We start from the raw sequence: 15,231 nt of genomic DNA, 5'->3' as shown, positions 1-15,231 counted from the left end.
GTATATGAATGTGGGGAGTTTAGAACTCTAAATCAACTACTAAGTCAAAGTCGTCATAAATTGCTTTGTCTTTTAATCCGTCAAAGAAACTGGTAGATCCGTATCGTACATCAAATTTTGTGCGATCTATTTTCAAGGAAGCCGTTGCTTTATTTCCATAAACAGATAGGTCTAGCGTGATAACTTCTGTATGTCCTTTAATAGTGATATTTCCTGTCACTTTATAAGAGTTTTTTCCTGTAGCGTTCACTTTCGTGAAAACTAACGATGCTGTTGGAAATTTCTCAACGCCAAAGAAATCGTCCGATTTTAAGTGCCCTTCTAATTTCTTTTGGTACTCTCCCTCTAAATCTGTGCTGGAAATAGAACGCATGTCTATTGTAAATTCTCCTCCAGTTAATTTTGAGCCATTAAAAATTAGGTTTCCTTTTTGTATGGCAATCGTTCCTTCGTGTGATCCTGTTACTTTATAGCCTTTCCAAACGACTTTACTTTGGGTTGTTTTTACTTCTTTTTTGGTGTTTTCTGGTGTTGTAAACGATAATGTAAACAAGGCTACGAGTACGATGCTCACGATATTTTTAATTGAATTTTTCATGATATAATTATTTATATGTTTTGTGATTTGTGATTTGTGATTTGTGATTTGTGTTTTTGGAATCGGTATGTTAGGATCCGTAGTAGAATTTTTCTTTAATTATTTTTCCATCTTGCCAATCCTGAACAGCTACTTGGGTGTAGTTTTTTACGCCCCAATCTTTATGAGTGTAATCAAAGTGCCATTCTACCATGGTTGTATTTTCTCCAATCGTCACTTTTAAAGGAGTCGCTCCTCTAAACTCTGTAATGGCTCCAAAGAAATCTTCTTCACGTTGTCTGTTTGCTGCTTTTCCTTCAATAATAGGATTGTCATTTTCTTGCATTACGACATCTTCATGGTAGAATTGGTCAAAAGCTTCTAAAGCTTTTCCTTGTAAGATCATGTCGTTAATAGTGCTGATTTTTTCTAGTAATGTGTTCATCTTTTTTAGTTTTAAATGATTATGGTACAAATGTCCAAAACATTCAAAACGTGCGAAATGAAGTAGATTATGAAATGATGTTAAACTAGATTAACATTTATTGATCTTGGATCAATTGGCTTTTAATTTTACTTAAAAACTCTTTGGTAATCCCTAAATACGAAGCAATCATGTATTGAGGAACGCGTTGTTCTATTTTAGGGTAGGTGTTCCTAAAAGTTACGTATTGTTCTTTCGCCGAAAGGCTAAAATTTCTAACAACTCTCTTTTGTGAAGCCACAAAAGCACGCTCTGTAATTTTTCTAAAAAGGCGTTCTAATTTAGGAACCTCTTTGTATAATACTTCCAGATGATCATATGAAAATTGAATAAGCTGCGTATTTTCTAAACACTGAATATTAAAGTCGGCAGGGGTTTGTGTGATAAAGCTTCCTAAATCAGAACTCCACCAGTCTTCTACAGAAAACATAATGATATGTTCTTGCCCTTCTTCATCTACATAAAACATTTTGGTGCATCCAGCAATAATAAAATTAATGGTTTTACAAATATCTCCTTGCTGTACGATATATTGATTTTTGAGATACCTTCTATCAATGATTTTTGAAAGTAATATCGCCTTTTCCTCAGGAGTTAAGTCAACATGCTTTTTTATATAGTCTAGTAGTGGTTGATAGCTCATTGATATTGTTAAAGTATACAAATGATATAAAGAGTGGATGATCGAAATCAACTCATTTTTGAGTCTCTAAAATACTAATAAAATTGCAATATCACTTTAAAAAAACTTCAGATATACTAGTTGTTTTAGCATCTATGAAAGTAATTTGTCGACATTTAGTTTATACATTTTACCTATTGGAATTTTATGTGTTTTGATAAGAATTCTATTTCCTTCTATGAGTTCAATTTTAGGAATAGACACTATATAAGATTTATGAACTCTTATAAACTGATTCTCTGGTAAGTTTTGTGTAAAAGAGGATAATGTCTGATGCGAAACAATCAGTTTATCGGTCATATGAATTTTTGTATAGTTTCCATATGCTTCAATAAAAAGGATATTGCTTAAACTAATTTGATGATACTTTTTCTCTTCTTTGATGAAAATCGTAGCACTATCTGGTGTGATTGTATCTTGAATACGTTTGGAAGAAGGTGTCGATGCTTCGTACACTTTATTTACAGCTTTCATAAAACGCAAAAAATGGAAAGGCTTTAAGAGATAGTCTTCAATATTTAGTTCGTATCCCTCTAAAGCATATTCATTATAGGCCGTAGTAACAATAATTTTAGGCGGATTGGAAAGCGTTTTTAAGAAATCAAAACCCGATAGCTTAGGCATATTAATATCTAAAAAGATAAGATCAATATTGTTTTTAGTAAGATACTCAATAGCTTCAAATGCATTGTAACAACTCGTTTGGAATGATAAATAGGAGACACTTGCAGCGTATTCTTTTATAATATCATGCGAAGCCGTTTCGTCATCTACAATTATATATTTGATCATTGTTTTATGATTTCTAAAGTTGCCGTATAGATATCTTCTTCAATTGTACAGTTTAATTGATGTCGATTTGGATAGACTAAAGTTAAACGTTCTTTTAGGTTTTTGAGTCCGATGCCTTCGTTTTTTGAAAATTGTTCTGTATCAAAGTTATTTCTAATCGTAAAAAGGATGTTATGCTGGTTTTCAATTAATTCTAGATGTATAGATGCATTTTCTGTTATTTGCTCTACCCCATGTTTAAATGCATTTTCTAGTAAGACTATAAATAACAAGGGCGCAATTTTAGTGTCAGAGTTTTGAATCGTTTTCACGAAATTAATATCAATATCTTTATGATAGCGTGCCGTTTGTAATTCAATGAAATTATTTAAATAGTTTATTTCTTGTTGAAGCGATACTTTCTCTTTGGCGCTATCATAAATGGTAAAGCGCATTAAGTCAGATAATTGAAGCACATATTCTTGTGCAGCATCTGAATCTTTTTTTATCAAAGAATAGAGGTTGTTAAGCGTATTAAAGAAAAAATGCGGATTGATTTGTTCTTTTAATAATGATAATTCAGCTTTTGCTTTTTCGTTTTTGAGTGTTTGAATATTTTTCCATTCTGTAAAAACCCAAGAGAAAATTAAATACCCTATTTCAAGGGCTAAAAGAACTCTAATGGCTTCTTTTAAAAAACCTTCAGATTCTTCTGTTACATCAATAGCAAAAATCAAAAATGGAATACTTATCGCAAAGAAGAGATATTTGTACGTAGTTTTTGGGGTATTCTGTTTTATTCTTTCTGTGGTGTAGAGATAGTATAAAAGCGTAAAAAAGATAGTAGCGCCTAATGCAATAGATAGCATTGTAAATAATTCACTTTTTGTATCTCTAAAAATAATCATCAAGATGATGATCATTAGAGATAATAACGCCGATCCTATAGTTACTTTTTTTAAAGTCATCATTCAAATATATTAAAGTTTAGACCTCAAAACTATCTGATGATTTTACGAATCGAGTATTTATTTGATTAACTCACCATATGTGATTGTAAACGGTTTAAAAAACTGGGTAAACGACGTATACATTGCGAAATTGATTTTTTGTCAAATGGCTTACGATGTTTGTCATAAATATTTAAGAGCGTTGGTTTCTGATGATATGTTTGTATAGAATTTATAAAAAAACAAAAATGAAAACACGTATTACATTATTCTTATTAGTTATGATGCCCTTTATTATAAGTGCGCAACATACCTCAAAAGACGACCTTCTTAAAACCTTTGACACAAATACTCCAAAAGCTTTAGAAGCAAACCATGTGCCTGGGCTGGCTGTTGCTATTATTAAAAATGGAGAAGTTATTCTTAAGAAAGGGTACGGATATTCTGATGTTTCCAATAAAGAAATGGTTACGACAATGACAGGGTTTAATATAGGGTCTATATCCAAAATGTTTACTGCTTGGGGGATTATGAAATTGGTTGAAGATGGAACAATAGATTTAGATACTCCCGTCTCAACGTATATTTCAAAATGGAAGTTACCATCTAGTGAATATGATGCTCGTAAAGTAACCATTAGAAATGTATTACAACATACGGCTGGTTTATCTGTACATGGATATCCTGGATATGAAAGTAAGGATAAGCTAAGTTCTTTGGTAGATTGTTTAAATGGAAGTACAAGAGAAGAAGAACAGGTGAAATTAATTATGCAACCTGAAACTACTTGGAAATATTCTGGAGGCGGTTATACAGTTTTACAATTGGTAATAGAAGAGGTGAGTGGCAAATCATTTGCGAGCTATATGGAGAAAACTATTTTTAAACCCTTAAAAATGAAGCATACAAGTTTTTCGATTGATCAACAAATTTTGAAAACATCGGCTAGAGGCTATGATGATGAGGGAAATGAAATCCCATTACGTCTCTTTAATGCGCAAGCAGCAGCAGGACTACACACAACTATAGAGGATTTAATTCTTTTCGCGAAAGCGTCATTATCAACAAACCCTGTCTTATCAGAAAAGAGTATTGCATTATTAATTGCTCCTACAGAGTTATCACGAGGAAATTATGGAATGGGCTATATGGTGATGAATCGTTTTGGAGATTTTACACTTTCTGGACATGGCGGTTCTAATCAAGGTTGGCAATCAGGATTTATGCTTGATTTTGATTCAAAGTCAGGAATAATTGTACTTACCAATGGTTCGGCAGGAAAGAAGGTATTGTTTGGAAGTATGAAAGATTGGGCACAATGGCGTTCTAATCATTAATAGAGAATATCTTATCTAAAGTGAATTTCTAGTCGTAGGGATTCACTTTTATTTATGTTTAGAAGAGACTATTTGTTTATACCGTTTTTTGAGAATAGATTTTAGTTTTATCCCCATTTACATTGTATCCAGTGGCATAATATATCCACCCGCTGTTTTCATAAAAACCCTCTAGATCTGTACAAAGGTATAGGGTGTCATATCCTTTTTTGGATGATTCATTCAGGCCGTGGGTTAGGAGTTTTTTGGCGACTCCTTGATTTCTATAGGCTTTATCTACATATAAACAGGCAAACCAAGGCATGAGATCTTGTCTGCTTATAATATCATTAGTTAATAAAGCATAGGAACCTATAATTGTATTTTTTTCTATCATGAGATAGAACTTTGGGAGTGCGTTATCAATAGAGAGAGAGTTTTCAATACAATCTTTGTAGAAATCAAAGTTGGATTCGCTTCCCCATTGTTTCCAGAAATAGGCAATACCTTTTTCTAAAAAAATATGATCCTTAGTGATTAATTCTATTTTCATTTTTTATATTTCATACGTAATGAGATAACACCTTCTCATAAAAATAATAAAGATATACTAATTTTAGAATGATTGGATGTGTGGTAAAAATGTAAACATAGAAAAGGGTATAGATTTGTATGTATGAGTAAAGAACATGCTAACATTAAAAAAGAAAAGAAACCTTGGCCTACAAAAGATGCTATGGAGCAGATTTATGATAAAAATCTATGGGGTGGGGAAGTGACTTATTATTCTGGCGAAGGTTCTCATGACCCATTGATTATACAGCCCTATATAAATGCTATCACTTCATTTTTGACTTCTTTTGAAACACCTCTTATTGTATGTGATTTAGGCTGTGGCGATTTTAATGTAGGAAAAGAATTGATACCATATGCAAAGAAGTACTATGCCATAGATATTGTTTCTGACCTTATTGTACACCATAAAAAAACGTTTAAAACTGCACAGGTAGAATTTCATTGCTTAGATATTTCTCAGGATGATTTGCCTTTGGGTGATTGTGCTATTGTACGACAGGTATTACAACACCTATCCAATGCTGAGGTACAACGAATTCTTGTGAAGCTAACATCGTTTAGATATGTAATTCTTACAGAACACCTTCCTGAAGGGGATTTTATTCCTAATAAAGATATCATTGCCGGACAAGGCACCCGATTAAAGATGCAGAGTGGTTTAGATATCGTAGCTGCTCCGTTTTATTTTAAAGTAAAAGAGAGAAAAGTGATCTCGTCTGTTATATTACCTAACTCTAAAGGAATTATTGTCACTAGTTTGTATACGCTTTTTTAAGCTTTAACGCTACGCTCTCCCTTTTGGTTGTGAACCTGCCTGCCGGCAGGCAGGTCTCTCAAATTCGATTTCGCGAAAGCAAAGCCTTATGAACCATAAATGAGTTTTCCAAAGGTATCTAAAAAGGGATCGGTATCCATCACTGTATAGTAAAATAGACCTCCTAACCAACCATGAAAAAGACCCAATACATACACATTTCGTTTTTTTAAATAAACATAACCATAAAATATGGCAAGGATAAACGTAGCAATAATTAACCACCAAAATGGATAATGTACGCCAGCAAACATAAGTGCAGCTATTAAAATGATGATAGGCTTACTAAGTTTTGGGATGTTTAAATCACTTAAATTTCCAGCTAAAAGTGCGATTAATAAGAACTGTTGAATCGTACCCCAAATAGGATAACTTATAAAAATAGGAATGATATGCCATGTGATGTTTATGGTTCCTTGGATACTACCAATGATAATCATAGTGAGTATACCCATAATGCCAAAAGGCAACACGATTTTTAAAACCTCTTTAAAATTATCTTTTCGAAATCCCCAATTTTTAAAGATTTCTGGAGTAACTCTCCAACGGTATATGATATAGAGTAACCAGAAAAGAGAAGCTCCCACTACATATGGGAATCTCCATTCTAAATAATCCATGAACACAAATTTTCCGATAGCTGTTAGAAAGACTGCTATAATTTCTAATAATTTTCTTGACATCATTGATCGTTATATTTTAATATTACGAATACTTCTATACAGTATAATGTATGATATGTCTTTGATTTACAATATAAGTTACTGTTTTGAAGCGATACATGAATCGATCAAGTGTGATGCTGTTATTTTATTACTGCTACAATTCGTAATGGTGCGCCACTTCCTCCTTGAATTTTCATAGGTAGTGCAATGACTTCAAATCCACGATTGGGTAATTGGTCAAGATTGGTTAGATTTTCAAATGCAGGGATATCTTTAGAAAGTAGAATGACATGACTTTTGAAATATTCAGACTGCCCATAATCAATACTTGGTGTGTCTATTCCTATGGCATTAATAGTACGTTGTTCTACGAGCCATTTTGCTGCTTCAGGAGAAAGTCCAGGGAAATGAAGTTTTTTAACAGCAATTTCTCCACGTTCATCAGTTCCCATATATTTTACCTTATTAGGGTAATATTTTGAAAATCCAGTTTGTAATAAAACAATACTCCCATCTGGGATAGGAGTTTTTTCTTTGGCTTCCCATGCTTTTAAATCATCTATAGTGATTAAGTAATCAGGATTATTAAATGCGTTATTAGATACATCAATTTTTATAGCAGACCCCATTAATTTTTCAAGAGGAATCTCATCGACTGTTTGGCCTTTTTCTGCAAAATGAATTGGAGCATCTATATGTGTTCCACCATGTTCTGCAGTACTAAAATTATAGGCAGAATAATAATATCCTTTATCCGTTTGCCCTTCAAAAACAGTGTCTAAACGAAACTCTTTTGCTGTTACCCAATATACAGTTTCATCAGAATAGGTATGAGATAAATCGATGATTTTTCTTTCTGAGACTTCGACTTTTTTTGGTGTTGTTTCAGTGGTGCCTTCAGATGATGGAGATGTGTTCTTACAGGAACTTACTAAGCTAATACCTAGTAACATCAATACTATACGTGTTTTCATGTGTGTTGAATTTTTTAGATTATGGTTTTAGAAATGATGGGAGGTACTAGGTATAGGTATAAAATATATACTCTTTTTTAATTCTATGTTAGTTATTACGTTACCAAAGTTTTTTAGTGATACATCCTTCTTATATGATTTACTATCAATATATGCTATCTGTTTAATGTGTGTGATATGATACTCTAATTTTTGATAATTTTTTTTGTAACGATTTGATTTTTATTAGTTATAAATGTAAGATAGTAGACTCCTGAAGGGTAATTGCTCATATCGATATTATTCTGATTTAAAGAACCTTTAAACTCATAAGCTCCTATTTTTTGACCTAATACATTATATAACAAAGTAGATGTAATATTTACCTGGTCATTAAATGTTATCAAGATGTTATCCTTAGTAGGAATGGGGTATATTTCTATATCGCTACTGGTGACACTATGATCAATACCTAAAGAATCAAATAAATTACCTGTTTCTAAAGTACCAATCCCATTAGTAGCTTCCCAAAAATTATTAGTGTGGGAGGCATCATCAGATGCAGGCCTTCCAAATTTTTCAGAATGATCATTTACTAAATCCCATTGGTTTGTACTAAGAGGAGTATCGGTTAAAATTAACACTAAAAGTTTAAAATCTTTTTGAGAATCTATATAAGAAGGAGTCCTAGTACCTAAAGTAGATTCTATAAGTGCTGGGGTATAGGTTGTTCTATCATTTGCTTCAAAATGAAATTCATCAGGATCATCTGGCGGAGTTACTGATAAAGATGTAATATCTGTAAAAACATCAAAGGGGTCAACATCAGTAATAGGAATCATACCCATAAGATAGAGTTCCATTTGAGAATAAGGAACAGAATTACCTCCATTTGCATTAGGTCCAAAATCTTCGACAGTATATGAGTTTCCACCATTTTCAATAAGAGTACTTTGACTAAAACCTCCTAATTGCCCTTTATTACTTCCTCCTGTAAAACCCCAATGTGGTATATAGGGAAATGAAGTGAGATCGTCTCCGGTAGTAGATACTGATTCCGTATAAATTCCAGAATTCCCCCAATTATGCATAATTTCATGTAACGATGGTCCAGCTCTTAAATAATCTCTTCTTGTTAGATGCATGACTGCTTTTAATTGACCATTAGAACCGTAGTTGGAACTATTATCAAATATATTTTTACCAATGCCTTCAATAGCATTCGATACATTAATTAGTTGACCAAAAGGAAGGTTGTTAGGACGGGTATCTTCATTTAAGATTAAAAAGACAAAGTCAAAATCATCTCCAAAGAATTGATAAATATCTTGAAAAAGGGCATGTCTAATTGAGGCGTTATTGAATTCATCATTAATAATCCAATTGTTGTATTCTGATGGTTCCATTAATAATGAAGCCACTCTGCCCTCTGGATGAATTTCTATTAAATGCTCTTGCGCTGACGAATTTATTACACACGAGATTATAATGAAAAAAAGTAGTGATTTTTTCATAAGTAGGTATGTTAGTTAATAAAATGAGGGCAATCAAATATAATTAATTTATGATGTAAAATGAGTCATGTATCATGATCTTCTTGAAGATAATGGTGTATTTACTTTATTAGTTAAATAAATATTTAGATATGATTAAAATAATTATTCAAACTTGCTTTTGCATTTTCAGCCATTATTCGATGTCCTTTTTCATTAGGATGGAGTCCGTCTTTTAAGAATAGATCTGGCGTCATATGTATAGTAAAGTCAATAATTGGGTGATTGTCATTCAAAGCATATTGCTTTAATATTTCTTGAAATGAGAAAATGCGTTTACTTACACTAGCATCATCATTAAATTGATTTTCGTCTGCATTCATTTCTTGATTAAAAAATGGAGTAGGAATCCCAATAATTGAAGTAATACCATGATACTTAGCATATCTTGTCATAGCAAGAATGTTACTTACTATGATGTTGTCTGAAAGATTTAAAAACAAATCGTTGGTTCCTCCTGTAATAATAATATGCGAGGGATTGTGTTTAATAGCCATTTCATGAAATCTAGCGAGCATACCAGCGGTAGTGTCTCCAGAGATACCGCTATTAATGACGTCAATATTTAAATCACAACTTAATAAATGACTCCATCTATGATGTGTTTGAACACCATATCCAGCTGTTAAGCTATCACCTATACAAACGATTCTGTCTTGACGCATTCTTTGTTTTTGTTAAAGATAACGTCTCTATTGGATATAATTAAAAATGCGATGTAGATTGTTTCTACATCGCATTTTTAGTATTCGTTTGTCATACGTATAGCACGTATACTATTAAATACCTTCTACCATTAAACGTGTATCTGGTAAACGTTTTAGCGGTGCAATTTCCAGTTCTGGTTTTGCCATACGACTAATTACTTTAATAGCGGCAGCAATCGCACCTTCTTGCCAACCTGGTAAAGATGAAATTTGATCTCCTACAATAAAGAAGCATGGGATACTATATGTATCACTATTTTCATCATAAATCCCTGATCCCTGAGAGATCGCATTATATTGATTTGTGGCATACTCTGATTCGCCCACTGCTTGCCAATACGCCCACCCTCCTTTTATATAAGGCATGTTTTGCCATGCAATGGCAAGGCCATCATCTAATCCTTCTCCAAATTTTTCATTGAATTTTTTTGCGTGTTCTCGTGCATGATGTAATCTTTTTTTAATAGGCATTTTCCCCCATTTGTGTGCTATTTTATCAAAATTATAAGCACCCGTGAGTACCCCTTTTTTATCTTGATATGCCGTAGATGGATACCAAATTTGTTGGATATCATTATCGGTCCATGAGATACCTCCAAAAATTGGCACAACTCCAACCTCTGAATCTTCTACAGACCCCGTAGCGGGATTGATAGGGCTTCCTTGCCATAAATGCCTATCTGCTTGCCACCCTACTTTTGTAGTATTGGCTAGAAAATGTGGGACATATTTATCTTTTCTAGGTTTGTACCCAGGTGCCTTGGTAGGAGTGAATTGTGCCACATATACTGCATGGAGTGCATCTTTAAATCGACCTTCAAAACCACTCTTTCCTTTTCTCATCAAAGATTCTGATAAAATTCCTTTTAAAAACGGCATTGCAAGATTACATACACAATAGTCTGCTTTGTATTCAATAACATCTTCGGTACCTACTTGACTTACATAAACTTTAAATTTCTTGGTGTCTTCACACCAATCTATCTTTTTTACAGGACTGTTTAAATGAATATCTCCACCTAGCGCAGCTACTTGTTGTGCAAACGCATGCTGTACTTGATCCATTCCGCCTACAGGCTGAAATAGGGTGGGTTGCCATAAAAAATCTACAGGCTGATAAAAACGAGTACTTTCCCAAAACTTTGATTCTAGTAAGCTATCAAAACTCAAAACGTCAGCCACAATTCCTGCGGCAACTCCTGGCAATTCTTTATATCCTGCACGAGTTTTACCATCTTCAAATCCAGGTGTTCCTGCCGTAGCCGCATACTTTCCATCTGCATCTAACTCTCCAAAACTAATCATTAAGCTCTGTAATTCTTCAACTCTATTTTTTATTTGATCTTGGTTAATTCCCAGTTTAGGATTACGAAGTAATCTATCTGCCTCTTCATATACCATATGTGCTAACCAACCACGTGTATTGTGATCTAAGCGACGGTATACCATTGCTTCTCCACCAAAACTTTTATCCTTTTGTACGAGGTTAGATTCAGAATTCATGATATATACTTCTACCTCTACAGAGAATTTTTTAAGATAATGTAGCAATCGTTTGTGACTACTAGGGATACGTCCAGGTCCTGCATTTAAATAAGGTTCTGCATCGCCTGTAGGTCTTTTAAAACGCACTACTTGAGGCTCTCCTGGTTCTGAATCAAATAATTTGCTATTTGCATCTTCGGTTAACACATCTCCAGTTCGCAAACTTAAGCAGCGTCCGCCAGTTCTGTTTTGCGCTTCTAAAACGGTGACTTTAGCACCCGATTTTTGTGCTAATAATTCATAGGCAGTGGTAAGTCCGCCTACACCAGAACCTACAATAATTACTTCTTTATCTTTAAGCTGTCCCGGTTTAAGTGGTATTGCTTTGTCTGTAATTTCATTTTGCTGACGCGTAGCTTCTGCTAATGCTGCAAAAGCGGTAGCTCTAGGGTTATCCTGAAGAAACTCTTTACGACTTTTATATTGTGCCATGGGATGTATGTTTTATGATTTCTTAAACATACATAATTGATAATGAAGAGTATCAAGGGTTTTTACGTGTTTTTTTATGCATTTATACGCTTTACCGCTGCGCTCTCCCTTTTGGTCGTGAATCTCGTAAACTCGCTTTCGCGAAAGCGTATATCTCTATAAACCTTGTATTACATTTTCACCCCCTTTTTTCAGAACTTCGCTAGAAAATCTATTCGTTTACTATTATTTCCCCCAATTGATAGGTATTTGTACCCATTTTTGATTCCATTCTCTGATCCATAGTTCTGGAATTCCTTCTTTTTGATCGTGCTGAAATTCAATACCAATGGATAGCTGTTCTTGACTTGATAGAGAGAAATAATTTTTTTCATAAAATACAGGTAATACGCGTATGTCTTCACTAGATTTAATTGGTTTTCTAACTTGCAAACGATTCCAAAAAGAGAGTTGATCATTATTGTTTTTAAATGTTGTTTGCAATGTATAATTACCTTGGGTTGTTTTTTGACCTTTTGCAGTATAAGTTAGTGATGCTGTACTGTAGGCATCCAACGGTAGATAGTCTCCACTTTTACTCAACCAATAAAAATTTCGAGACATTGTTTTCTGTCCATTTACCAATTTTAAAATAACAAAGTATAGGTCAGGGTCTAATGAAGTAAGTAGATCTTTAATTGTTAAAGTTGCAATTTTAGTAGTACTAGTTTTACACACGGTATTGGTGCCATCTTCCGTTTTTACAGGAACTGTTTTTGATGCAATGCTGCCTTTTACATCATAAATTTCCCAGTGAAGATTGAGGTTTTTATACTCATGGGTTGTTTGGTTTACAACATGTACGTCATAACTAGTTGCTGTAGGATAATTTTCTAAATTTAGTTGTACGTGTATAGGTTCGCAAGCGGTTTTTACTCCCCAAAAACCTCCGTTTTGTTCTAAAAACCAATCGTATAACTTCGCTCTTACACCCGTCCAACAACCTTGAGATTTCCAAATAATTAATCCAGTATACCATTCCTTCATATGCAATAAATAACCTTCCCATAGTTCTTTATAATGTAGGTGATTAACAAGTTGTGCGCGTTCACAATAGGCCTCGATATCTTTTGGGGTTCCATATGTGTAGATTTGATCGCTAGGCTTTGGCACATTATGATCAATCATATACTGACTATATTTTAATTGTTTCCAACTTTCATTTACGATGGGATGGTTTTTGCCTGTTTTCTTAAAGACTGCATACTCTTCAGGTACTGATGTTAAATTTTCTGCTCGAATCATTCTTTGAATACTTTCTACCGTAGGGATTCCTAAAGACCCTATTTCTGGATTGAACGAATTGGTATATCCGTCAGGCAACCATTTAAAATAATTGTTCAGTTCTAAAATCCCATATGGTCCGTCTGTACCAGGGTATCCATTTCCATTTATATCTAAAGAATTATGAACTAACAGTCGGGTAGTATCATATAAAGCCTCTTCTTTTTCTCCTATATAGCTTTCTAATTCTGTAAGTAAAGATGTAGGAGGTTTTGATTCATTAGCGGCACACCAAAACAGTAAGCTTGTATGATTTCTTAACATCTGTATGGTATCTATAGCGCATTGGGTACATGTAGTTTTATAGTTTTCTGGTATTTCAGAATCTTCATATATAAATTCACTAGAAAACCAGAATTCTTGCATCACCATAATTCCTAATTCATCACAAGCTTCATAAAATTCTGGACGCTCAATATGTCCACCTCCCCAAACACGAATTAAGTTTAAATTCATTTCTTTGTGCATACGGACTTCATTCTTATAACGCGTTGCATTATTTCTAAATAAGGTATCCATTCCCATCCAATTTCCACCACGAATCATGACAGGTAATCCATTTACAAGAAATTGACGACTATTTCTTGTCTTCTCGCCAGTTGTATCATTTGGAACTGCAACTTTGACCAATTCATTTGAAAACTCTCGCATTCCAATGTTTATGGTATGTTGATCTGAAAGCGACGCAGCATTCATTTCTTTTGTTGTACTAGCATATATATTAAGCTCGTATAACTCAGGCTTGTTTTCTGGGTTTATAGGGTCAGTTCCATGAGGCCACCACAAACGAGCATTGATTATATCAAGAGGCGGGAAGTCAATTTGTAATGTTTTTCCAGCACCAACCGTTACTGATTTCTGATGTGTTTTTCCATCCAATTCATAGCTTATAAATCCTGTTTGTTGCTCGTTAGTTGGATTATATACTTGTGTCTGAATAGTCACTATAGCTGTCGTTCCTTTAATTTTTGTTGTTACTTTAGGATGTTTGATCACTAATGTTTTGGTCGTAGTAAGCGATACCTGATCCCAAATTCCTGTACTTCTATCTGGAATAGAAATAGTCCAATCCCAACCTACCGTATGGCGCATAGTAACACATTCTCCAATATTAGGTACACTAAGAACCCCTCCATTATTAGCTAAAGTTGGTTTTCCAGGGGTGGATGGTGGTTCAATTCGAACGGCAACTCTATATACACCGTCTTTACTTGGACAATCAGTAATATCAAATGAATTTCGTAAAAACATCCCTTGTAAGTGGGTTCCTTTTTGAACCCCATTTACAAATACATCTGCGGTATAATTAAGACCCCTAAAATTCAACCAAAAGCGTTGATTTGATGCTACATTTTTTAAAGAAAATTCTGCGTAATACCAATAGGTGTAAAATTCAATGCCTTTGTCAAATATATCGGGTATAAATTGCTGATTGGTATCAAAAAAAGGATCGAAGAAATCAGTATGTACAGTTTTACCTTCTTTTACTAACTGTTCTTGGTTTAGTATATTGGTTTTAAGCCAATCTTTATCCCTTAATACAGCATTTAGTATAGTGCCAGGGACAGCTACAGGAATACTTTTTTCGGACTCAATTCCATGTGACGAATATGAAATCCCTTGTTTTTTGATGGCTACTGTTTTTTCTGTTTCAGAAGAAGTAATGGTATCTTTTACGAGTTGCCAAGGTATAGTTTCAGAATTTAAAAGTTGTGGCTGACCTATTTTGGGTTGAACTCGTATAATAGAATTTGGCATAAAGAATTTTTAGGATGGTTTTTTTAAAGGATTTTGAAAGTACACTAAATAAAATGCTCAACCTAAGAAAAGAAGAAATGTATTTAAAAGTATTCTAGATGAGTACTTATAATATTTTGGAATAT

The 15,231-nt window shown here is 33.7% G+C and carries 14 protein-coding genes; 2 read left to right on the top strand and 12 right to left on the bottom strand.

All coding sequences use genetic code 11. From position 1 onward, the window contains the following. Positions 1–19: 19 nt before the first annotated feature. The 5 genes from CHB80_RS15780 to CHB80_RS15760 form a co-directional block, all read right to left on the bottom strand. Positions 20–598, bottom strand: coding sequence for a YceI family protein (locus CHB80_RS15780; protein WP_089372468.1), 579 nt, complete (start codon positions 596–598; stop codon positions 20–22). Positions 599–668: 70 nt separating this feature from the next. Then, positions 669–1,022 carry a nuclear transport factor 2 family protein gene (locus CHB80_RS15775; RefSeq protein WP_089372467.1) on the bottom strand — a complete coding sequence of 118 codons (354 nt, stop codon included), beginning with the start codon at positions 1,020–1,022 and terminating at the stop codon, positions 669–671. A 97-nt stretch (positions 1,023–1,119) separates the two neighbouring features. Continuing rightward, entirely contained in the window at positions 1,120–1,704 is a 585-nt protein-coding gene (locus tag CHB80_RS15770) for a Crp/Fnr family transcriptional regulator (protein WP_089372466.1), read from the bottom strand. Between the two features lie 132 nt (positions 1,705–1,836). Further along, positions 1,837–2,535, bottom strand: a complete 699-nt coding sequence (locus CHB80_RS15765) for a LytR/AlgR family response regulator transcription factor (protein ID WP_089372465.1) — start codon at positions 2,533–2,535, stop codon at positions 1,837–1,839. Further along, entirely contained in the window at positions 2,532–3,485 is a 954-nt protein-coding gene (locus CHB80_RS15760) for a sensor histidine kinase (protein ID WP_089372464.1), read from the bottom strand. Before CHB80_RS15760 ends, CHB80_RS15765 begins: the two co-directional genes overlap by 4 nt. 227 nt (positions 3,486–3,712) lie before the next feature. Between CHB80_RS15760 and CHB80_RS15755 the strand changes: the two genes are divergently transcribed. Then, a complete protein-coding gene (locus CHB80_RS15755) occupies positions 3,713–4,801 on the top strand; it encodes a serine hydrolase domain-containing protein (RefSeq protein WP_179218189.1) in 1,089 nt (362 codons plus the stop codon). Positions 4,802–4,877: 76 nt separating this feature from the next. Here the strand turns inward: CHB80_RS15755 and CHB80_RS15750 are convergent, their stop codons facing one another. Then, positions 4,878–5,333, bottom strand: a complete 456-nt coding sequence (locus CHB80_RS15750) for a GNAT family N-acetyltransferase (protein WP_089372462.1) — start codon at positions 5,331–5,333, stop codon at positions 4,878–4,880. A gap of 123 nt (positions 5,334–5,456) precedes the next feature. On the opposite strand from CHB80_RS15750, the gene CHB80_RS15745 reads away from it, so the two are divergent. Next, complete coding sequence (locus CHB80_RS15745) at positions 5,457–6,131, top strand: class I SAM-dependent methyltransferase (protein ID WP_089372461.1); 675 nt, start codon at positions 5,457–5,459, stop codon at positions 6,129–6,131. Between the two features lie 86 nt (positions 6,132–6,217). On the opposite strand, the gene CHB80_RS15740 is transcribed toward CHB80_RS15745, so the two are convergent. The 6 genes from CHB80_RS15740 to CHB80_RS15715 all read right to left on the bottom strand — a co-directional run bounded on the left by CHB80_RS15740 (position 6,218) and on the right by CHB80_RS15715 (position 15,106). Further along, positions 6,218–6,856: a CPBP family intramembrane glutamic endopeptidase gene (locus CHB80_RS15740; RefSeq protein ID WP_089372460.1), complete on the bottom strand. Its 639-nt coding sequence runs from the start codon at positions 6,854–6,856 to the stop codon at positions 6,218–6,220. Between the two features lie 119 nt (positions 6,857–6,975). Beyond that, positions 6,976–7,809, bottom strand: a complete 834-nt coding sequence (locus tag CHB80_RS15735; RefSeq protein ID WP_089372459.1) for a cyclase family protein — start codon at positions 7,807–7,809, stop codon at positions 6,976–6,978. Positions 7,810–7,994: 185 nt separating this feature from the next. Then, positions 7,995–9,302 carry a T9SS type A sorting domain-containing protein gene (locus CHB80_RS15730; protein WP_089372458.1) on the bottom strand — a complete coding sequence of 436 codons (1,308 nt, stop codon included), beginning with the start codon at positions 9,300–9,302 and terminating at the stop codon, positions 7,995–7,997. A 125-nt stretch (positions 9,303–9,427) separates the two neighbouring features. Then, complete coding sequence (locus CHB80_RS15725; protein WP_089372457.1) at positions 9,428–10,006, bottom strand: GDSL-type esterase/lipase family protein; 579 nt, start codon at positions 10,004–10,006, stop codon at positions 9,428–9,430. 114 nt (positions 10,007–10,120) lie between these two features. Then, positions 10,121–12,025 carry a flavin monoamine oxidase family protein gene (locus CHB80_RS15720; RefSeq protein WP_089372456.1) on the bottom strand — a complete coding sequence of 635 codons (1,905 nt, stop codon included), beginning with the start codon at positions 12,023–12,025 and terminating at the stop codon, positions 10,121–10,123. A 225-nt stretch (positions 12,026–12,250) separates the two neighbouring features. Beyond that, positions 12,251–15,106 carry a beta-mannosidase gene (locus tag CHB80_RS15715; RefSeq protein ID WP_089372455.1) on the bottom strand — a complete coding sequence of 952 codons (2,856 nt, stop codon included), beginning with the start codon at positions 15,104–15,106 and terminating at the stop codon, positions 12,251–12,253. Positions 15,107–15,231 lie beyond the last annotated feature (125 nt).

The organism is Dokdonia pacifica (assembly GCF_900188275.1).
Lineage (GTDB): Bacteria > Bacteroidota > Bacteroidia > Flavobacteriales > Flavobacteriaceae > Dokdonia > Dokdonia pacifica.
This window is presented reverse-complemented; position numbering and strand designations above follow the sequence as displayed.

Bases quoted from the DNA above. Each gene is read 5' to 3' on its own strand.
- CHB80_RS15765 (WP_089372465.1), bottom strand. From the start codon at position 2,535: ATGATCAAATATATAATTGTAGATGACGAAACGGCTTCGCATGATATT.
- CHB80_RS15735 (WP_089372459.1), bottom strand. From the start codon at position 7,809: ATGAAAACACGTATAGTATTGATGTTACTAGGTATTAGCTTAGTAAGT.
- CHB80_RS15725 (WP_089372457.1), bottom strand. From the start codon at position 10,006: ATGCGTCAAGACAGAATCGTTTGTATAGGTGATAGCTTAACAGCTGGA.
- CHB80_RS15780 (WP_089372468.1), bottom strand. From the start codon at position 598: ATGAAAAATTCAATTAAAAATATCGTGAGCATCGTACTCGTAGCCTTG.
- CHB80_RS15750 (WP_089372462.1), bottom strand. From the start codon at position 5,333: ATGAAAATAGAATTAATCACTAAGGATCATATTTTTTTAGAAAAAGGT.
- CHB80_RS15745 (WP_089372461.1), top strand. From the start codon at position 5,457: ATGAGTAAAGAACATGCTAACATTAAAAAAGAAAAGAAACCTTGGCCT.
- CHB80_RS15740 (WP_089372460.1), bottom strand. From the start codon at position 6,856: ATGATGTCAAGAAAATTATTAGAAATTATAGCAGTCTTTCTAACAGCT.
- CHB80_RS15715 (WP_089372455.1), bottom strand. From the start codon at position 15,106: ATGCCAAATTCTATTATACGAGTTCAACCCAAAATAGGTCAGCCACAA.
- CHB80_RS15720 (WP_089372456.1), bottom strand. From the start codon at position 12,025: ATGGCACAATATAAAAGTCGTAAAGAGTTTCTTCAGGATAACCCTAGA.
- CHB80_RS15760 (WP_089372464.1), bottom strand. From the start codon at position 3,485: ATGATGACTTTAAAAAAAGTAACTATAGGATCGGCGTTATTATCTCTA.
- CHB80_RS15755 (WP_179218189.1), top strand. From the start codon at position 3,713: ATGAAAACACGTATTACATTATTCTTATTAGTTATGATGCCCTTTATT.
- CHB80_RS15775 (WP_089372467.1), bottom strand. From the start codon at position 1,022: ATGAACACATTACTAGAAAAAATCAGCACTATTAACGACATGATCTTA.
- CHB80_RS15730 (WP_089372458.1), bottom strand. From the start codon at position 9,302: ATGAAAAAATCACTACTTTTTTTCATTATAATCTCGTGTGTAATAAAT.
- CHB80_RS15770 (WP_089372466.1), bottom strand. From the start codon at position 1,704: ATGAGCTATCAACCACTACTAGACTATATAAAAAAGCATGTTGACTTA.